Origin of the sequence: Streptomyces violaceusniger Tu 4113, assembly GCF_000147815.2 — a bacterium.
In the GTDB taxonomy this organism is placed as follows: domain Bacteria; phylum Actinomycetota; class Actinomycetes; order Streptomycetales; family Streptomycetaceae; genus Streptomyces; species Streptomyces violaceusniger_A.
In genome coordinates, this window is record NC_015957.1 from 2,703,238 (window position 1) to 2,722,561 (window position 19,324).

The following is a 19,324-nucleotide window of genomic DNA, read 5'->3' on the forward strand; positions in this document are numbered from 1 at the left end:
GTCTCGCGGACAACTCTCGAGGACGCTGAGGGTTTCACGGTGCGCTCCGGTGCACGTCCACCGGGGAGGAGGCGGTGCCGCTCACCGTCACCCGGCCCGGCATGCCGGTGTGGGTGAGGTGGTGAAGTGCGACGGTACAGGTGACTTTCGCGGTGACGGAGCCACCGGGCTGGAGTCCGCTGGTGATGAGCGCGACCGTGGGGTGCGAGCATCCAGCCCCCGCGTGATGGAGCGCGGCCTGAGCGGTGCGCCGGGCGCCGGTGCGGGCGGCGGCTTCGGTGCGGGCGAGGGAGGCTGCCCGGGCGGCCTGGTGAGCGGTGTCCGCCACGACGAGTCGGGCGTCGGCCAGACGCCCCAAAGCGACGACCGTCATAAGAACGAGCAGGAGCAGCGGGGTGACCAGGACGAGTTCCACGGCAGCCGAACCGCGATCCGCCGAGGACGGGGCAGCGCTCGTTCCCTCGTTCACGCGTGCCCTCCTGCGGGGGTGGTGATGCGCTCGACCGCACCCGAGGCCGTGCCGCTGGCCGTCAGATGCAAGCCCGGCAGAACCGGCATCACCCTCCCCTGCACACGCACCACAGCTTGCGTGGCGGTACGGCGGACCGTTACCGATGGGGCGGTGAGGACACGGCTGCCGAGCTGGGTCAGGCTGCGGACGCCTCGCGCGTGGCCGTCTGCCGCGCTGCCGTGCTGTACCCGTGCGGCGGCCAGGGCGCGTTCGGCCGCGTACTGGGCGATGTGCCTGGCGTGCCAGGCCAGCGCGAACTGGACGATCAGCAACGCGAGCATCAGCAGCGCCGGAACGACGACCACCAGCTGGGTGGTCACGGCGCCGCGGTCGCCCCGGAATCCGCGCGGTACGCGCAACAGATGGTTCACCGGCTTATCCCAGGTCGATGGAGTGGGCCTTGGCGAGGACCTTGGCGACGATGATGCCGACCACGGTGAGGGCGAGGACGGTCAGCAGCGCGGTGACCACGATGGTTTCGGTGGTGTAGCCCGCGTCACCGCGGGCATGGCGGCGAACCAGGGCGGTGTGGTTGCGCAGTGTGGCGGCAATTGCTTGCAGGCGTGGGTGGAGCATCAAGAGCGTTCTCCAAAACGTCCGAAGGCGTACAGCGGGGTGATTGAGGGCATGCTCGTCAGCTCACCGCGAGGACGTGCACGAGGGCGGGATAGCCGATGAGGAGCAGAAACGCGGCGAAGAGAAGCACGACGGGCAGGGACATCTGCTCGGTGGCCGCCTGGGCCGCCCCGTCGGCTTCTGAGAGTCGGCGTCGTCGCATGGCGCGCGCTTTTGCAGCGAGGGAAGCACGGACCTTGGCGCCCTCGGTGCCGGCCAGACTGAGCGTGGCGGCGAGTTCCGTCAGATCACTGACCTGTAGGTGTTGTCCGAGGTCGCCCAGGTGCTGCCAGGGGCTGGTCCGGGTGAGCTGGGCGACACGCAAGGCATGACGCAGTTTGGATGCGGCCCAGCCGTGGGGTGCCTGGACGGCGTCGGTCAGGGCCTGCTGCACGCCGGCTCCGCCGGCCAGGGAGATCACGGTCAGGTCCAGGATCAGGGTGAGCGTGTGCCGCATCTGGCGTCGGCGTTCGGCTGCCGCCTTGCGCACCGTGATGTCCGGGAGGAAGAACAGCACTCCCGCGAACACGAGTGATCCGGCCAGCGGCATCCACCAGCCCGCGTCGGCACCGGTGCCGACGCGGGCCAGGGCGACCGCGATCCACGGTGTGGCCAGACCGGTGGCAGTGCAGGTCGCCTTGCCCGCCAGGTGCTTGTCCACATCCCGCCCGCAGGTGGCAAGATCGGCGCGTAGAGAAGCGGTGGGGAAACCGAGCGCCCGCACCAGCGGTACGGCCCTACGACCGAGGCGTGTTGCCCACTCCGTTTCCCCGTCCGGCGCGACCGCATCGGCCCGCTTCGGGGACGTCGCGTCGAGAGCGGCCATCACGTCCGCAAGCGCGGGCCGCGGTGGGCGCAGGCCGTATGCGAGTGCGACCAGTCCGGCGCCGAACACACTCCCCAGCACGACGGTAATCACCGCGTCCTCCCCGTGTCGTTCGTGGCTTCGGCGGGGTGGTGGCCGACGAGGCGAACGGGTTCGTGTACACGGCCGATGGCGGATAGCCAGGTGAAGGAGGCCGCGAACAGGGCACCGACGACGGCCAGGACCAGCTGGCCCGTCAGGGTGTTGAAGGGGTCCAGATAGGGACGGTTGAAGACGGTCAAGCCAACAGCCATGCCGAGGGTGACGGTAACCGTGACGCGGACTCCGGTGCGGATGCTGGCGCGGCCCGCGTCGATGCGCTGGCGCATGGCCACCTGTTCGCGCACCGAGTCGGCCAGCTCGCCCAGCAGGGCGGCGAGCTGGCTGGCCTGCCGTTCGGCGGCCATCACCAGGGCGGCGACCACGACATCGGCGAGCGGGTCGTCCGCGTCGTCAGCGAAGGTCCGCAAGGCAGCGGGCAACGGCTGGCCGGAGCGGACCGATACGACCAAGGCGCTCAGCTCTCGCCGCAGAGCGGTGGGCGCGATGTCGGCTGTGGCCAGGACAGCCTGCTCCAGCCCTGCCGCCGCGGAGAGGGTGTCGCGCAGCATCTCCGTCCACAGCGCGAGTGCTTCCAGCCGCTCCGTCCGCGCAACCGCTGCCCGATCGGGGCCGAGCAGACCGGGGAGGGTCAGAAGCGCCGCGGTGGTCAGTACCGCTGCCACGGGCCATCTCGTCAGGGCTCCAGCCATCACCCCCGCCACCACGGCGGCGGTAAGGCGGCGCTGGTTCCACCCCGCGGGAAGTTGACGGGCCAAACGCCGCCCCCACCCTGCCCCCGATCCTTCGGAGGCAGGCCGACGAAGCACACCACAGATGATCAGGAGGAGACCGGTACCGAAGGCGACGCCGAGAACGGCGGCGATGGCACCTGCGGTGTCGCCCAGCCTCGTTGGAGTCATTGTTCGGCTCCCCACCAGGTGAAGCCCGCCGCTTCAGTGTCCAGTCCGGCATCGATCAGGTCCTGGAGCGTCTCAGCCCGCAAAGGTGTCGCCCGGACCGCGCGGCCGTCGGGTCCGGGCCGGTAGATCTCGTTCGAGACCAGCTGCGCACCGTCGGCGTCGACGACCTCGCGTACGGAATCGATCACGCGTTTCCCCGTCGTGTCCCATCCCAGATGCACGACGAAGTGGACGGCGGAGGCCACCAACAGGTTGGTGGCCTCCAGCGACAGCCTCTCGGGAGCCTGGGCGGCGTACGCGGCGAGCTTGGTGAACACCCCTCGGGAGGTCGAGGCGTGGATGGTGGACAGCGAGCCGTCGTTGCCCTGGCTCATGGCGTTGCACATCGGGATGACCTCGCTGCCGCGGATCTCGCCGACGATCACACGGTCCGGTGACATCCGCAGTCCCCACCGCACCAGTTCCGCCTGGTCGATGGCGCCTTGGCCCTCAATGTTGGGTTCCCGGGCCTGCATGGCCACAACGTTGGGATGAGCGGCCGTATCGGTGTTGAGGCCGAGCTCGAAAGTGTCCTCGATGGTGATCAGCCGCTCGGTCGGCGGGATCTGCGAGGCGAAGGCCCTCAGCACGGTGGTCTTCCCGACGTTGGTGCCACCGCCGATGATGATGTTCTTCCGAGCCCGCACAAGCGCTGAGAGGAAACCGGCCATGGCCTCATCACATGCTCCGAGGCGCACCAGGTCGTCCATGGACGCGGCAGGGAACCGATGGCGGCGTACTGACAACGAAACGCGGCCGGTCACGGCCATCACCGCGAACAGTCGAGACCCGTCGGGGAGCTGGAGATTCAGCCGGGGTACGCCGCGGTCGAAGCGGCGTTCCTCGCCGTCCACGCTCGCGGCCAGGGTGCGTACCAGTTCGATCAGTTCGGTGTCCGAAGCGGCCACCGGGGAAGTTGACTGCCAGGTGCCGTCCGCACGGCGGATCCACACCGCATCGCACCCGTTGACACAGATGTTCTCGATCGTCTCATCTGCCAGCAGCCGCTCCAGCGTGCCGCTGCCGAACAGCGCATCCATCACAGCCTGCGCGATACGTTGCTCCGCCGCGCGGCCCATTGCACCACTGCCCCGGGCGAGGGCGACGCGGGCCAGTGACGCGAGCTCCTCGTCTACCAAGCGCCCCACCGTCGCGCGGCGCTGGGTCTCGGTCTCCGGCGGCAGCCCCGCGGCTTCTCGCTCATCGGCGTAGTGGGCCAGGCGGGCTACTACGCGCTGGCGTACCTCTGCGGCCGGCTCGTGCTCCTCGCCGCGGCTCTGCTGGACCAGTGTGTTGTTCATGATGCGGACTCCTTCGGCGCCAGGCCCGCCGCTCGACGGAGGTGCCCGCCGGGGGGTGGCACGGCGCCCAGCCCCGCGAGATCACCACTCAGCCCCTTCGTCACCACCTCGTCGGTGCCGCTCAGCTGCCGTGCGGCAGCCCCCGCAGCCGCCATCAACGGCGATGCCCTCCACCCCTTGGCCCGCAGCGCCGAACGAGCGCGGCCGGCCAGAACGTCAGCCGCCTTGGGGTCCCAGGGCAGGAAGACCACGCGGCCCACACCGAGCGTCGCGGTGATCTCCCCTGCCGCGTACGGGCACGGACCCACCACAGCCAGCACATATTGCTCCACGCGCGGCCCGGCTTCCGAAAAGTGGGCGTATGCATGCGCCAACGCATCCGCCCCTCCCCGGGACACCAACACCACCGCCTCAGCCGCCTCCATCACGCCCGAGGCGTCGTCGCCGATGCGGCCCATATCCAGCAGAACTGTTCCCCGGTCGCTCTCATCTCCTCGCAGCACACGCTGTCCCGGGCCGGCCACCAATCGCACCGCCTCCCCACATGCCCCGCCACCCGCCGGTGAAGCCACCACACGGATCCCGAACGGCAGGTCCGTAGCCGCGGCCAGGAGCGAACCCGGCTGCTCCTGGCGGGCGGAGGTGGCCACGTCCAACAGCCCCGGCGTGTGCGGACACCCGAACCGGACCGCGAGATCCCCGCCCGAAACGTCAGCCTCGACCACCACCGGCCGCACCCCGTGATCAGCCCGGTTCGGCCACACAGCCGCCAGCGCCAGAACGGTCGTCGTCACCCCCGGCGCGCCCTTGACCGACCCCACCGTGATCAGGCGCCTCACGGCGCCTCCCGCCCCTCGGCGGGGAGCACCACCACACGCGGGTGCTCCAACCCAGCGGCCCGCCGTACCGCCCCCGTCTCCACCAGGACCGTCACCACTCGCGGACCACCTGGAGAGTCAGCGGTCTTCGCGGCGGTCACCGTCCCCACGACAGGAGCGACATCCTCCTTCTCCTCGCCGGCCCTGCCTGCGGACCCGCCCGGGCCCTCCAGCACCGCCACTCGGTCACCTCGCACCACCTCGGGCGACGCATTGCCCACCTCGATGGCGAAGGCCACCTCCGACTGCCCCCGTGGCGGAAAGTCCCGGGCGCCTCCGAACTGTCCCGGTGCCAACAACGACCCGGCCACCAGTGGCACTTTGGCCCGCTGCCCCAGCACCCTCGCCCGGTCCGCCGCCAACACCACGCCAGTCCCGGATGCCACCTCCGCCTGACGCAGATCATCCGCGGCGAGAACGTGCCCAACCGGCACATCCCGCGCCAGCACCAACACCTTCTCCCGCCCCCCAACCGCTGAAGCGACCATCACGAAACCAACCGCAGAGACAACCACCGTCCCCACGCCTGCCCACACCCATCCCGGTCTGCGCCGCACTCCGCCGGTCGCCGCAACCGGCCGCTGCTGCGGATCAGACCGGCGCGCACCCGGCAGACCACTACCCGCGCCTCGGGGGCGCGAAGGTGACATAGAGGCACCCACAAATCACTCCGGAAGAGAAAGAAGACGAACTGATTGGTATCGGCATGCATTCCGACAGACCCCATGTACCGCCGTGGCATCAGCGCACGACGACAGCCTGTACCTCATCGACCGCAAGTGGCCTCTCGGCGGCTATCACCAGCCCTGGCACCCGCCCTGTCTGTCCGCCACCATGCCACTCGACATCCCACAACACCCGGACCGATAACTTGAACGCCCGGCTCGGCTCGCCTGAAGACGACCTCCGGTAGGTGTAACCACAATCAGGCGACGGCCGATCCGGCCGGAACTTTCCCGAGTACTCCGTCCCGGGCCCGGCGCACGCGACGCTGCCACCCTCACCCATCGACCACGTCGCCTGACGTGGCCGAGCCGTCGCCGTCACCCTCAAACCTGGCACCACAGCGGTCTCCGTGACCGGCCTCCACGTACCATGCTCCACCCACATCCACGTGGGCACGCCCACCACTTGCACGAAATCCTCATCCGGACTCGTCCGGATCGCAGGCTTCGGCAGTTGCAAACTCTCCACAGCTCGCCGGGCGACAACCGCTACCGGCACCTTCTGGTGATGCTTGCGCTTGGGTCTTTTCGGCTTTCCACCGTCAAAGCGTGGCAAGATCCCCAAGCCATCACCGAGCCCGTACTCCCACCCGTCCGACGTGACCGTCGGCGACTTGGAGGAAGTACTCCGCCTATGCTGCAAGGGACTGCTTCGGGAATGGGCCATGCCCTCTCTACTCACGCCAGCCGTACGTCTGCCACGGGTTTCGGCACGCACTTTGCACCCGCCGGCCGCGCAACTCACCCCGCCAAAGATGCCTCGTCCGTCATCAGCTTGCGCGAACGGCCCGGTCACCATGACGTCCAAGACGCCAAGCAGTGAAGCGATGGTCCAAATGCCAACGCGTCGCGCGGTCAACATGTTCCGGCGTCATGCATGTAGAGATACGAGACCTTCCACACGGGGCCCTTACGCAGCACCGTAGCGTCAGCCCTGAAATGGCTGCCCGGAACGTCGTTCTTCAGCTTTCCGTCAAGCCCGTACTGAAGCCAATCGGTGCCATCCACACAGTCTCGCAGTTTCACTTGCTGAGCGGCAGCCGTGACGACCTCAGGATTAACGTGCAGCGTTCCCTTGACGACGACCTTCTCCGCCTTGGCCTTCTTCAAGCCGTACTTCATCAGCTCCAGGGCTCCGCCTGTCGCGTGGTCATCCAACAGCGGAGAGCCTGCGTCGGATGTGGTCGATGCGGCGGCCAGGTCCCGCCACATCGCACGGTAGGCCGCTCGGGCATCACCCTCGGGCCCATGAGCGATGTGCAAGGAACTGTTCGAGGTCGAGACTGAGGGCTCATGCTTGGCTGATGGTGCGCCATCCGAGTCCGTTCCCGAACAACCGATCGCACATAGGTTGGCAACCGCGATGGCTACGGGAAGAATCCAGCGCCTTGTCATATGTTCAAGATTCCGCACAACCCCCCACCTTCCATTCAACAGCGAAGCAGAGACTAGCAGGCCGATTGCTCCAGGCTTCGCAGATTCCCGTACCGACGCGACATCAATCCCGGCGGATACTGGACCCCGCCGCTGCGCAACTAAGACAATCGCATTGACGCCTGAGGTGATATTGCGGACGCACTTACGGTTTGTGGTTCACGCTCAGGTAATACGTGGGCGCGGCCGCACGCAGAGCTTTGGTCTCCACGACCAAGTTCTTCTCATGAACGCGTGCGACCGCGCCTGTCGTTGGATCAGATTGTGAGGGGCCCTCTTTCGCTGGCGAGGGGCTTTAATCCTCAGATGCGCTAGAGATTGCCATCCAGGCGACCTTCGTCTCGCTCTCCGACAGGCGGAATCCCCATCGTCCACGAGCAAACGCCTCCACGATCTGCAAACCCCGCCCTCGTTCCGGTAGCTCCGTATCGGCTCTCACTCCGCTGTTACGCGATGAGGGCATCGCCGGTAGAAACGGATCGCTGTCTTCGATCTCGAAGACGAACGAGGAGCCCCTGCGAAGGAGGCGCATCTCGTATGGACCGTGCGCGTGTTCCAGAGCGTTGGCCGTGAGCTCCCATGCCGCCATCACTGCGTCCCCGACCGTCTCATCGGGGATTCCTAGCTCATGAAGTGCGCACCGCAGCGCAACGCGGATTTGTGAAGCGACATGGCGGGTTCTATCGGTCCAGCGCCAAATCAGAGCCTGACCGCCGTCTTTCATCTGCGTCATGACCGCATCCCTTGCGTGTTTCGGGGTGCCCGCAGCGACGGTCTGTGGGTGGCGTTTTTGGACGCAGGTTGTATGGTGCTCGTATCGCTCGACAGGAATGGTGTGGCGACGAAAAGGATTGCGGCCATGCGGATTCCTCCGATTGGTTCGCGAATGGAGCGCAACTACGACACCGCGGACCAGTCCTAGAGCGGAATAACCCCGTGGGGTGAACTTTGCATGTCGCTGACTTACGACATCAAAACCTTTCTCTGGCGCAGAGATCGACGCCTTCGCTCGCCGACTACGGGGGTAATTTATTTTTACTGAGGCACTTCTCGCGTACATGGCAGGGCGACCCACAAATGGTTATCAAGCACGCCCCGGGCATCCGTGAGTCGTAGGACTTCCCGGGTACCTATGCCAAAGCAAGTCCAGGTCGTGACTTCGCGCACCGCTGGGCCAAAGATGCGGAACGCCTGGCCTCGAACGGCTACTGCCATGCCGGTGGGCGTTGCCTTCAGCGGTGTGACTAATGTGTCGCGTGACACGCATACGCGACCTGCCATGGGGAAACTGATCTTCCCATGGATGAGTTGAGCGGGCCTTTGTCCTGGCAGAGGGCAAGCCTGGGTGAGTGGGCATGAGAGCGAACTGGTGATGCGTGAGCTGGACGAGCCGACCGGCGGCGGCCCCATCGGAGCCCGCTTGGCCACTTGGCGCCGTCACCGAGGACTCACCCCGGATGAGCTTGCCTCCCGCACGGGCCTGGAGCTCGATTACGTCACCGAGCTGGAGGCGGGCCGGGAATGGATGGACCGGCGCGGTCGGCTGGCCGCCCTCGCTGCCGCCTTGCGACTGGACATCGCGGATCTCACGGGCCAGCCCTACACGCCGCGTGGAGAGGACCACGCGGCGGTTCGAGCGACCGCCTTCCACCTACGGCACCGCCTGCACCGCCTGCACCGCCACTACCCGGACACGGCGCCCAGGACGGTGCTGGAGGACCTGGCGGAACGATCCCGCGCCGCCGCACAGGCGGATGCCGCTGGCGATGAGTGCCGACTCGCGCTCGTGCTGCCGGAGCTCATCGAATCGACGGACCGCGCGGTCCTCATCGCCTCTTCTGTATCAGAGCGGGAGGCGGCGAACCGGCTGCGCGTGCAGGCGCATCTGCTGGGCTCCGGGCTGTTGCGGCGCCTGGGCTACAAGGACCTGGCTTGGGTGTTGCTGCAAAGAGCTCGCCCTGACACCCGCGAAACGCTACCGGTGCTGGTCGAGGAGGTGCGGCTGCTGATCGACCTTGGCTTGCCGGAGCATGCGCTGACTCGCGCCGCACGGGCTGGGGACGCCGACACCGGATGGGAGCTGTCCGCTTTGGGCGCCGTTGCTCAGGCAATGGCCGGACGCCGCTTGGAAGCGGAGGAGTTCCTCGCCACAGCGACTGCGCGGGCCGCCGACACACAGGAGTCGGCATTGGTGTTCGCGGCCCGCGCCACCGTCGCCGTCGAGTTCGGCGATTCCGCCGAGGCCGCCGATCATGCCCGTGCGGCAGATCAGGCCGGGCTCGGCGGCGCCCACCGCTCCAGCCTGCTGATAACAGCCGCGGCGGCCGAAGCTCGTCAGGGCCGCAGCGATCAGGCAGCAATCCATCTCGTCGAAGCCGACGCGGAGTCACCGCTGCGGCTGCGGCTCGCCCCCTTCGCACGGGACCTGATCGTCGCACTCACCAACCGCACCACCACCCAGGCCGAAGCCATACGGGACCTGGCCGAGCGAGCCGGACTGCGGTGATACCGCCCGACTCGGCGGAAAGTTCCCTGATGGCGGGAGTTCGCCCTACGCTAGGGCTGACGCACGGAAGCTGAGGCGGGGGCTATGGACGAAGAGCAGGCCCGGAGGATCGGTGACCGACTGCGCTCGGCCCGCCGCCAGCGCGGGATGAGCCTGCGCACCTTAGCGGGCCTGGCTGGGGTGTCTGTCGGCTACCTGTCGATGGTGGAGAACGGCCGACGGCTGCTGGACCGCTCCAGTCTCATCACCGCTTTCGCCGAGGCGCTGCAGATCGCCCCGTCCGAACTGACCGGCCAGCCCTTCGCCCCGGCGGACCCGCGCTCCAGTGAGGCTCACGAGGCGATCCCCGCTTTGCGGCTGGCGCTGATGGGCGTGACCATGGCCGCCCCGCCGGACCGCCGCCCACCAGAGGTTCCGGTGGCGGTGCTGGCCGAGCGCGTCGAGCGGGCCAATCGCCTCTATCACGCGGCGGAATATGGCACCCTTGCCGCCAATCTACCGGCGCTGTTGGCCGACCTGCACGCGGCTGCCGAGACAGCCGATGGCGTCGTCGCACGGCATGAGCTACTGAGACTGCTGGCGGATGCCTACCATCCGGGCTGCACCTTGCTCCTGAAGAACCTCGGCTACACCGACTTGGCGTTCATCGCCGTCACCCGCGCCGCTGAGGCGATCGCCGAATTGGATGACCCGGTCTACTCCGCGCTGTCCGCCTTCTTCCACACCCATGTGCTCATGGCGGTGGGCAGCCCCGCTGAAGCCCTGGCCCAGGCCACCGCCGCCGCCAACACGCTCCAAGCCCACCTGACGACTCCGGACGCCTATGCACTGCTCGGCGAGCTCCACTTGATCTCCGCCACCTGCCTGACTCAGGACAGAAAGAGGTCTGGAAAGACCCGTGCGGAAGAGGTCCGCGACCATCTCACCGAAGCTGCCGACCTCGCCGACCGTACGGGGGAGACACGGGCCTGGCACCTGAACTTCGGCCCCACCAACGTCGGAATCCACCACGTCAGCCTCAACACCGACCTTGGCCTGCACGGCGAGGCCGTACAAGCGAAGGACGGGGTGCGTCCCGAGACCCTTGCGGAGGCTCCTGGGCGGCAGGCCGCGTTCCATGCCGATCTGGGCCGGTCGTTGACACATTTGCGGGGCCGGGAAGCCGAGGCGGTCGCCGCCCTGCTGACCGCCGAACAGATCGCCCCGCAACGCATCCACGCCAACGCGCCCGTGCGAAACACCGTCGAATATCTCGCTGATCGGCAGTTGCCCACCGGCGCCGCCCGGGACCTGCGAGGTCTGGCGCACCGTATCGGCCTGTCGCTCTGACTAGTGGCCTGCTCGATCAAGTGACCCGGGAAATGCCGCGGCGGCGGGTGCGCTTATTCGCGGTGCCGCCAGAACGCGCCCGGTTGGCCGCCCGAGGACCGGTGGCATGACGGCGCAGACGTGATCGGCAGTGCGAATGTGAGTCGGCCCGATCGGGTGACTCAACGCTGGTGATGGCGCGGGTGTCTCGGCCCTTTGGGGAGCAGGCGGATAGGTTGAGCGGGATCCGGTCGCTGAAAGCGGTGCTGACGAGGCCGAATCCCCGGCCCCGCAGTCCAGTCGCAGCAGGGAGTGCCACCACCGGCATGGACGTTCTCTTCATCACGAGCGTGGCGGTGGTCGTCGCCGACCCGCCCCTGAGCCGCAAGCTGTTCATCGAGGCTCTTGGCCTCCCCCTGGAGGGGGAAGGCAACGGTTACTACTCCAGCGGGCGCGTCCCCGGCAGCAAGCATTTCGGCCTGTGGCCGCTCTCGCAGGCAGCCGAGGCATGCTTCGGCACTGCCCAGTGGCCCGCCGACCGGGTGGTCCCGCAGGCATCGATCGAGTTCGAGGTGGCGAACGCGGAAGCCGTCACAGCCGCCGGTGCCGAGCTTCAGCGCGCGGGCTTCGACCTGGTGCACCAGGCCCGCACCGAACCGTGGGGCCAGACGGTGACCAGACTTCTCACGACGGACGGTTTGATCGTCGGGATCTCCTACGCCCCCTCCTTGCACGACTTGCAGGACGACCAGCTCCTCGACTGAGCCCGGCTCAGCAGCCGATCAATTTCCGGACCGATCAATCGAACTGAGCCACTAGCAGCATCCTCTGCCGAGGCTGTATGCATGCGCCCGCGCCTGAGTGCATAGGCCGGACGTGGGCGAGAACTGGCTCTGACGTCGTCGTTCGGCCCCGCCCGGACGGCTAGAGCTGGCCCCGATTGGTGAAGATCCGTGACGGCTTCAAGTGGCTCCTCCTGGTGACTGCCGCCTGGTCAAGGCCAGGCCCGAATGGGGCCGCTTCAAGCCGTCACTTCAACTTATTGGGCTGGCTGGGACGTCTTGGTGGGGCCGCTGAACAACGTGGAAGCCACCGGGCTCGCACCGTGAGGCGGCGTCCTGCGTTTCGAAGGCTTCGGCGCTGTCTCCTGCCCATGTCGCGGGGTTCTGACGCAGCTCCTGCTGACTTCGCAGTGCTCTCGCGCGCGCCGCGCGTCGAGCAGGTGTCAGCAGTAGGCGCGCAGCGCCCAGACGAGACTCCAGTTGATCTCGGTGGGACCGGAGTCGGCGGGCGCGACATGGTTCACGGAGCCGTAGTAGTCGAACATCTTGACTATGCCGCCTCCGGGAAGGCGGTTGTCCCAGTATCCGACGCCGCTCCAAGGCACCAATGCGGACTCGCCGCAGTGCAGGACGAGCTGGTCGCCGCTGCCGCTGGTGGCGCAGAACGCGTCGGGCACGGTGCACGGAGCCGCGGCCGCACGGCTGGTTGAGAAGCTGTCGGTGGCGGCGGCGCCGGTGGTCGTGCCTGTCAGCGCAGCGGCCGAGAGAGCGAGGACGGTGAGGGCGGTGCGTGTCTTGCGCATGTGTGCCTGCTTTCGTGTGGGTCCGGTTGCTGTGGTGGCAGCGTGCTGGAACGGGCGTGGGAGAACCTGCGGCGAATCTTGATTGTGCCGGTGGTCGGCGGTGCGTACCACGATCGGGCACGCTGGGCCTTGTGGCAGCGCTGCGCCTACGTACGCCTAACGCTTGAGGCTTGCGGCCCACCGCGGCGCAGTCCCGTCTGCGGCGGGCCCTTGCGGTCCTGACGGACATCGGCGACCCACGCGCGGCCGCCGTCAGCACCAGGCTCGATCACCTCACCTGGCTTCGACGTTGTTCAGCGGCCCCACCAAGACGTCCCAGCCGGCCCCCAAAGGTGAAGTGACGGCTTGAAACGGCCCCATTCGGGCCTGGCCTTGACCAGGCGGCGGTCACCAGGAGGAGCCACTTGAAGCCGTCACGGATCTTCACGAATCGGGGCCAGCTCTAGCCGTCCGGGCGGGGCCGAACGACGACGTCAGAGCCAGCGAGAACATTGACCCGTACTCGACGTCTGTACAGGTCTCGTACGCCACCGGGCACGCGGGCGTGCGTGCTTCCCGCTTCCTGGCGGACGTTTCGTAGCGGTGAACCCCCTGATCCATGGCTCGGAAGTCGTGAGTTCACCGTCGTGAACACCTCTTTGTGCTCGAACCCTTACCTTCGGTGACGGTCTGGGTGGCTGCCGCCCGGAGAGAGGGTGAGCCCCACGATGTCCAGCACTGTGATGCACCACGAGTTCCAGGTGATCTCCACGGCCGAGCACGTACGGCCGGCCCGCCACGAGACCGCCAAGGTTCTTGCTGAGTGGGGCATATCCAAAAGGGTCGTGGACACCGCCTGTCTGATCATCAGCGAGCTGGTGACGAATGTGGTGAGGCATGCGGCTGTGCTCTCGCCGACTGCCACGGTCACCCTGGCCGTGGATGATGCGGCGATGGTACTGAGCGTCGCGGACGCCCATCCACTCAAGCCGAAGCCCCTGCTCGCTCCCCACAGCGTCGGCGGTCGCGGTCTGTTCATGGTCAACGCTCTGGTGAGGGAGGTCCATGGCCGAGCCGAGGTCCTCTCGGACACCGGCACAGGCGGCAAACGGATCGTCATTCACCTTCCCCTGGCTCCCGTTGCCACCTGATCCACCGCACGGCACCCGCGTCAGAAAGCGCCCACAGCGACGCTGCCGAACACCATCTCTCCCCACGTGAAAGGGACAGCCCATGCTCGAATCTGTCCGCCACCTTGATCGGGTGGCCCGCGAGTGGAACATCAACGCCGAAGACGTACTGCTGATCGCGCTGAACGCGTCCGGCGCCCGTTCCCCGCTGACCAAGCCCCGCATGCGCTTTCGACTGCGGTTGGACTCCCGTCCCGATTCCCCGCTGTTCCTGATCCTCTCGCTCGGCCGCCAGGAGTCACCGTTCGAACTGGATGAGCACGAACTGCGTCTGAACGGCGAGAAGGTCGGCGAAGTCGACAGCATCGAGGACGACGACGCGGTGCTGGGTTACTGGCGTAACGGCACGAAGATGCTCACCCTCAATTCCAATGCCCGTAGCCAGTGCACCGGCTGCGTGTTCTGCCCCAACACTCTCGAAGGCGCGTCCGACCCGAAGAGCAAGGCCTTGGACCTGTCCGGCTACCTCGGTGCGCTGGCCGCGAACTCCGACATGGAGGATCTGTCGTCAGTACAGACAGTCACGGTGTGCACGGGCTGCTTTCTCCATGAGCACCTCGCGCTCGACCACCTGGCCGAGGTCCGTACGGCGATGGGCATGAACGGATGCACCGGCACCCTGCACTTCCTGTCCTCCGTTCTGACCAGCGAGAAAGGCATGGACTCTGCCGCCGACCTGGGACCGTTCCACCTCACGCTGACCGCCGAGTGCTTCACCGAACGACGGCAGATCCTCAAGGAGTCCAAGGCCAAGCTCACTCCGGCCGAGATGACCGACGCTCTGGGCCGCGCGAAGCAGCGGGGTATCACCACAGACTTCACCTACATCGTCGGCCTGGACCCGATCGAGGACGCCATCAGGCACCTCAAGGACTTCGTGCCGGTCACCACCACCTTCCCCCGGTTCCAGACCTACCAGGCCCACAACGCGTTCATGGACATGTACCGCACGCCCGGGTCGGAGACGATCGAGTGGCACCTGACCATGCGCCAATGCCTGGAAGAGCTCTTCGCTCCTACAGGGCTGCGTCCACAGTGGTGGCAGAACTACCGCAGCCCGTGGTGCTTCACCTTCGCCGGGGAGGAATTGACGGGGGCGAAGGTTTGATGACGCGGCCGACCACTCCCGCGCTCAATGGGATCGGGACGACCGTAGTCCGCGCCGTCCGTGCGTGGCGGCTATCCCCACAGCCCGCTGGGTTCCCTTCCGGTCTTCCTCAGCCGGTCGCCGCCGCAGTGGGTGAGCCGCCGGCAGGCCCTGCCTGGGCCGAGCACCGCACCCGGTTCGCCATCGTGTGTGGTTCGTAGGGACGTTTTCACCGTTCTCATACCGACTTACCTCCCGGCGGGTCACCGTCGCCCGGCCGGACGCCGCGTTGATCGCATCCGCCTGCTCGTCCTGCGATCGGTCCGCGTTACGGCGCAGCTGACGGAGTAGCTCGGCGAACGGATCTGCTGCCATGAGTCTGACCTCTATCGGTGGGGGAAAGCCAATCCTCTCTCCAACTCCCCCCTGATTTCCCCCTTGACAAAGATTTCCCCCCTCAGGTTTCCCCTGTTACGGATGGCGAGGCCGCGGTGCGATGGGCACATGACCACGTACCGGGCAGCATCGTCGCCCCGACCTGAGAGGGATGAGGGCGGGGCCACCGCCGTCAGCAGCGCACCCGCCGGGTGTTCACACCGGCCGTGCTGCGGCAGAACGCGAAGAACTTCATGAAGGGGCCTACGGCCCGCAAGGCGTGGGCCCTGTCCCGCCACGGACGTGCTCTGCAGCCCCGAGGGCGGCGCGACCGCATGCACGTGGCGCTGTTCAATGCCGCGTTCGAGGAGGTCGGCGGCCCGGATCAGTACCCCGAGTGCGAACTCGAACCGGGTTCGGCCCTCTGAGGCGCGACAGCCACCCCTGACGAGAAGGACGATCATGACCGTTCCCGCTCCGGAATCACCACCGGCTCCGCCCACACCCAGCATCACAGCCAGCGACAGCACGTCGTGCGCACTTCTTCTCGACCTCGACGGCGTCCTGCTCGACACCCGTCCGGTGATGCGGAAGGCGTGGCGGAAGGTCCAAGAGCTTCACCGCATCACCCTTCCGTTTCACGACTACGAGCGCCACCTGGGGCGCGAATTCGGCGACATCATGCAGCGACTGGGTGTGACCGACGCCGAGGCAGTCCGCCGGACGTACGAAACGGAATCCGTCGGCGCCGCACACCTCGCGCAGGAATTCACTGGCATCGTCGAGATGCTCCACGCCTTCGTGGCCGCCGACTGGCGGCTGGGTGTGGTGACGTCGAAGCACGTCGATCGCGCGGCACCGCTCCTCGCGCGCCTCGGATGTCCCTTCGCGACCATCCGTACCCCCGCGGGGGCGGGCCGGACGAAGCCGGCCCCAGACCCGCTCCTCCTCGCCCTGGTCGACCTCGGAGTCGATCCCGCCGCAGCCGTGTACGTGGGGGACATGGCGGTAGACCAGGAATCGGCCGCCCGCGCCGGGGTCGCCTACATCCACGCTGGATGGGGATACGGGCAGCCCGCCTCTCCCGCACCCGAGACTGCCGCTTCGCCCAAGGAACTGCTGCGCCTTCTCCGCCCCGCCGAGCAGCTCGTCGAGGGGAGCATGGTGTGAGTGCCCCCACGACTGGTGGTCTGGGCCTGGTCCGCTCCGCCTTCGCCAGGAAGCCAACGTGGGCTCTCGTCGGTAGCGGCGCCCTGGCGCACGCAAGAACCGACCACATCCACACTGCGGAACTGGAAGCCACGGCCGTCGACCGGCAGGTGCTGCGCGCTTGCGTCGAGGACGTCATGGCTTCCCTGGATCGCTATGGCGCCTCGCTCGCCTCCACTCCTGGCGGAGCCGGGTGGCTCCACGTCCAGCATGTTCCCGTGCGGCGCTTCGTTGCCGAGATCGTGCGCAAGCTCCTGGCGCTGAACGCCTGGGAGCCGTTCGCTTCGGCGCCGGGGCCCCTCGCTCTGGCCCCGTACGAGGGACTCGTGGGACTGCGTTCGAGCAGCTCGCGGGAGTACCTGGCCTACACCGTGACCTGGTCCGGCATCGCGTACCTGCTCGGGGCCGCGGCACCGCACAACCCGACCCACTCCGCCCAGCTACGCAACCGCGCCCGGGTAGGGGCGGCGAACACGGAGCCGAGCCCACTCCCCGCGGACGTGCGAAGGCAGGACGTCTTGGCGCTGTCCTGGACCTCCCGGCACGCTGCCACGCTGATGCCGGTTCTCGCCGAACTGGCGCGCGACGGACAGACGAGTCTTCTGCTCGATCTCGCCACCGATGCCGCAGAGCGGTGCTCCGCGGGATCGGTCACAGGCATCGAACTGCGCTCGGCGCCGAGTGACCTCTTCACCCTCTCCGGCACCGCCGAGGGCCTACGCCTGTCTGACGACGAGCACGTAGTCCACGTGGAAGGCCACGATGTTCAACTCGCGCGGCTGGTGCGGCTCTTGTCAGTTCTGCTCGAAACCAGCGGTGGCTGCACACAGCCGTCGTGGCGGACCCTGGTGCGGGCGGAGAGCTGGCTCGACGACATGCTGTCGACAGCCCGGCCGCACACCGTCCTCCTGAGTAACGACACCAGCCCCCTCGGCGTGCTGGCCGCGCACGTCGCCGAACGACACGGCGCGAATTCGGTGCACGTCCAGCACGGGGCGTGGACGGCGGAATCGGCAGCCTGGCCGGCCCTGCACAGCCGCGACATCATCGTCATGGGCGAACGAGACCTTGCTCTGGGACGAGCGTGGGTGCGCCACCCCGACGCTGAGGTGCACGTACTCGGACAGCCCCGCTTCGATGTACTCGCCGGTCTGGGCCGCGAGGCACAGCGACGGTACCTGGAGAAGCTGCTGGCTCTGGGTAGCCGCCACGTGCCCGCCCGGATCGCGGTGTGGGCCTGCCAGCCGTTCAGCCCGGATCACCTCAAGTCCCATGCGGACTTTCTCCTGGACGGCCTTGGTGAGGCGGACGGCGGCTGGGGTCTCGTCATAGCTCCACACCCGGCGCAGGGTGCCGATGCCTTCACCTCTCTTTTGAAGCGGGATGGCGGGCCGCTCGTTGCCGTGGCCGATCCCCGGGTCGGTGCGCGAGGCTGCCTCGCCGGCGCTGACGCCCTGGCGAGCGCGTACTCGACGTGCGGGATCGAAGCCGCGCTGCTCGGGGTCCCGGTCCTCGAAATCGGCCCGCCGGGTGAACGCACGCTGGACCTGGCCGGTCACGGTCTCGCGACCCGCTGCCTTGACGCCGGTGGCGTCGCCGAAGCGCTTTCCGCACCGCGTGAACCGCGTACGCCCATCCCGCAGACGGCCCTGGACGCGGTGTGCCGGTGGCGTGGCGACAGCGCGGCTCGGATCGCTCGCCTCATCACCGATCGTGCCGCATCCGCCAACGGGTCGTCCAATCCCATCCACCAAGATGCGGGCGCCTCTGCGTCGCCCCAGGACGAAGGAGCATCCGTCCGATGACACACCTCACCGCCGACAGCATGGCCGAGCTGTTCTCCGGCGCTGTCACGCTGGCCAAATCCGGCGAGAAGGTCAGCCCACGGGGCATGGCCACCCGCGAAGTCCGTGACGTCCACCTGCTGCTCGCCCAGCCGCGCGCCCGTCTGCTCTACGCACCGCCGACCCGGATCGTGAACCCGGCCTTCGCGGTCGCCGAGACAGTTTGGCACCTGTCCGGATCCGACGCCTCGTGGATCTTCGACTACAACGAACGGCTGCGGCAGTACGCCGACGACGGTGTCCTCCTCGGTGCGTACGGACCCAGGATGCGGAACTGGGCCGGCAAGGTGGACCAACTGGCCCGCGTCGTGGAGATCCTCAAGGAGGACCCCGACTCCCGGCGAGCCCTGATCCAGCTCTACGACCCGGCCCAGGACGCCGCAGGGCACAAGGACGTGCCTTGCACCCTCGGTTTCCGGTTCCACCTTCGCGCCGACCGCCTGCACATGGCGACCATGATGCGCGGCCAGGACGTGTGGATCGGCATGCCGTACGACGTGTTCTTCTACACCGTGCTGCACGAGCTGGTCGCCGGGTGGCTCGACGCGGAGCTGGGCGAGTTCCACCTGCACGTCGGCTCGCTGCACATCTACGACGAACACGTCGAGCAGGCCGAGCTACTGACCTCGCTCGCGGCGAGCCCGCACATGCCTGACCTGCGAACGCCCTGGACAGGCTTCGCCAGCCTGCTCGACCAGGTCGAGGCCCGCGACGTGACCGGCCACCCCGGCTGGGACGCGATGGCCGAGACGCTGCGCAGTTACCGGCTGTGGAAGGACGGCAAGCGCGAGCAGGCGGGGCGGGCGGCCGACAGGATCGACGGCCCCCTCGGCCAGGCCCTCACCGCCTGGTACGGAGAGCTGAAGCGGCGCTCGACCAAGCGCGCCGCGACGGCCGGGGCAAGGTGACCG

The 19,324-nt window shown here is 67.8% G+C and carries 21 protein-coding genes; 9 read left to right on the top strand and 12 right to left on the bottom strand.

Features of this window, described 5'->3' with window-relative positions; genetic code table 11:
• Positions 1–34 precede the first annotated feature (34 nt).
• The 10 genes from STRVI_RS11830 to STRVI_RS55920 all read right to left on the bottom strand — a co-directional run bounded on the left by STRVI_RS11830 (position 35) and on the right by STRVI_RS55920 (position 8,390).
• Entirely contained in the window at positions 35–469 is a 435-nt protein-coding gene (locus STRVI_RS11830; protein ID WP_014055879.1) for a TadE/TadG family type IV pilus assembly protein, read from the bottom strand.
• A complete protein-coding gene (locus STRVI_RS11835; RefSeq protein ID WP_014055880.1) occupies positions 466–882 on the bottom strand; it encodes a TadE family protein in 417 nt (138 codons plus the stop codon). Before STRVI_RS11835 ends, STRVI_RS11830 begins: the two co-directional genes overlap by 4 nt.
• 4 nt (positions 883–886) lie before the next feature.
• Positions 887–1,087 (bottom strand): hypothetical protein, encoded by a 201-nt coding sequence (locus tag STRVI_RS11840; RefSeq protein WP_014055881.1) that lies wholly within the window; start codon positions 1,085–1,087, stop codon positions 887–889.
• A 58-nt stretch (positions 1,088–1,145) separates the two neighbouring features.
• Complete coding sequence (locus STRVI_RS11845) at positions 1,146–2,045, bottom strand: type II secretion system F family protein (RefSeq protein WP_014055882.1); 900 nt, start codon at positions 2,043–2,045, stop codon at positions 1,146–1,148.
• A complete protein-coding gene (locus STRVI_RS11850) occupies positions 2,042–2,716 on the bottom strand; it encodes a type II secretion system F family protein (protein WP_251982591.1) in 675 nt (224 codons plus the stop codon). Before STRVI_RS11850 ends, STRVI_RS11845 begins: the two co-directional genes overlap by 4 nt.
• Positions 2,717–2,949: 233 nt before the next feature.
• The gene (locus STRVI_RS11855; protein WP_014055884.1) at positions 2,950–4,293 is read right to left on the bottom strand and encodes a CpaF family protein; all 1,344 of its coding nucleotides are present in this window, start codon (positions 4,291–4,293) and stop codon (positions 2,950–2,952) included.
• The gene (locus STRVI_RS11860; protein WP_251982592.1) at positions 4,290–5,114 is read right to left on the bottom strand and encodes a MinD/ParA family ATP-binding protein; all 825 of its coding nucleotides are present in this window, start codon (positions 5,112–5,114) and stop codon (positions 4,290–4,292) included. Before STRVI_RS11860 ends, STRVI_RS11855 begins: the two co-directional genes overlap by 4 nt.
• A gap of 14 nt (positions 5,115–5,128) precedes the next feature.
• Positions 5,129–5,821 (bottom strand): SAF domain-containing protein, encoded by a 693-nt coding sequence (locus STRVI_RS11865; RefSeq protein WP_014055886.1) that lies wholly within the window; start codon positions 5,819–5,821, stop codon positions 5,129–5,131.
• Between the two features lie 930 nt (positions 5,822–6,751).
• A complete protein-coding gene (locus tag STRVI_RS54150; RefSeq protein ID WP_251982593.1) occupies positions 6,752–7,309 on the bottom strand; it encodes a hypothetical protein in 558 nt (185 codons plus the stop codon).
• A gap of 316 nt (positions 7,310–7,625) precedes the next feature.
• A complete protein-coding gene (locus tag STRVI_RS55920; RefSeq protein ID WP_014055889.1) occupies positions 7,626–8,390 on the bottom strand; it encodes an ATP-binding protein in 765 nt (254 codons plus the stop codon).
• 285 nt (positions 8,391–8,675) lie between these two features.
• Between STRVI_RS55920 and STRVI_RS11875 the strand changes: the two genes are divergently transcribed.
• The 3 genes from STRVI_RS11875 (at position 8,676) to STRVI_RS11885 (ending at position 11,908) form a co-directional block, all read left to right on the top strand.
• Positions 8,676–9,836: a helix-turn-helix domain-containing protein gene (locus STRVI_RS11875; protein WP_014055890.1), complete on the top strand. Its 1,161-nt coding sequence runs from the start codon at positions 8,676–8,678 to the stop codon at positions 9,834–9,836.
• Between the two features lie 84 nt (positions 9,837–9,920).
• A complete protein-coding gene (locus tag STRVI_RS11880; RefSeq protein ID WP_014055891.1) occupies positions 9,921–11,165 on the top strand; it encodes a helix-turn-helix domain-containing protein in 1,245 nt (414 codons plus the stop codon).
• A 305-nt stretch (positions 11,166–11,470) separates the two neighbouring features.
• Complete coding sequence (locus STRVI_RS11885) at positions 11,471–11,908, top strand: VOC family protein (RefSeq protein ID WP_014055892.1); 438 nt, start codon at positions 11,471–11,473, stop codon at positions 11,906–11,908.
• Positions 11,909–12,369: 461 nt separating this feature from the next.
• Here STRVI_RS11885 and STRVI_RS11890 read toward each other — a convergent pair whose 3' ends face one another.
• A complete protein-coding gene (locus tag STRVI_RS11890; protein WP_014055893.1) occupies positions 12,370–12,729 on the bottom strand; it encodes a hypothetical protein in 360 nt (119 codons plus the stop codon).
• Positions 12,730–13,436: 707 nt separating this feature from the next.
• Between STRVI_RS11890 and STRVI_RS11895 the strand changes: the two genes are divergently transcribed.
• On the top strand, positions 13,437–13,859 hold the full coding sequence (locus tag STRVI_RS11895) for an ATP-binding protein (protein WP_014055894.1): 423 nt from the start codon (positions 13,437–13,439) through the stop codon (positions 13,857–13,859).
• A gap of 82 nt (positions 13,860–13,941) precedes the next feature.
• A complete protein-coding gene (locus STRVI_RS11900; protein ID WP_014055895.1) occupies positions 13,942–15,006 on the top strand; it encodes a hypothetical protein in 1,065 nt (354 codons plus the stop codon).
• Positions 15,007–15,030: 24 nt separating this feature from the next.
• On the opposite strand, the gene STRVI_RS54155 is transcribed toward STRVI_RS11900, so the two are convergent.
• Positions 15,031–15,360: a helix-turn-helix domain-containing protein gene (locus tag STRVI_RS54155; RefSeq protein ID WP_251982594.1), complete on the bottom strand. Its 330-nt coding sequence runs from the start codon at positions 15,358–15,360 to the stop codon at positions 15,031–15,033.
• A 227-nt stretch (positions 15,361–15,587) separates the two neighbouring features.
• Here STRVI_RS54155 and STRVI_RS11905 point away from each other — a divergent pair, with 227 nt between their 5' ends.
• The 4 genes from STRVI_RS11905 to STRVI_RS11920 are packed head-to-tail and all read left to right on the top strand — an operon-like array spanning position 15,588 to position 19,321.
• Positions 15,588–15,788, top strand: coding sequence for a hypothetical protein (locus tag STRVI_RS11905; protein WP_150112888.1), 201 nt, complete (start codon positions 15,588–15,590; stop codon positions 15,786–15,788).
• Positions 15,789–15,822: 34 nt separating this feature from the next.
• Positions 15,823–16,530 (top strand): HAD family hydrolase, encoded by a 708-nt coding sequence (locus STRVI_RS11910; RefSeq protein WP_014055897.1) that lies wholly within the window; start codon positions 15,823–15,825, stop codon positions 16,528–16,530.
• Positions 16,527–18,374: a hypothetical protein gene (locus tag STRVI_RS11915; RefSeq protein ID WP_014055898.1), complete on the top strand. Its 1,848-nt coding sequence runs from the start codon at positions 16,527–16,529 to the stop codon at positions 18,372–18,374. The genes STRVI_RS11910 and STRVI_RS11915 overlap by 4 nt, the downstream gene beginning before the upstream one ends.
• Positions 18,371–19,321: a thymidylate synthase gene (locus STRVI_RS11920; RefSeq protein ID WP_014055899.1), complete on the top strand. Its 951-nt coding sequence runs from the start codon at positions 18,371–18,373 to the stop codon at positions 19,319–19,321. Before STRVI_RS11915 ends, STRVI_RS11920 begins: the two co-directional genes overlap by 4 nt.
• Positions 19,322–19,324 lie beyond the last annotated feature (3 nt).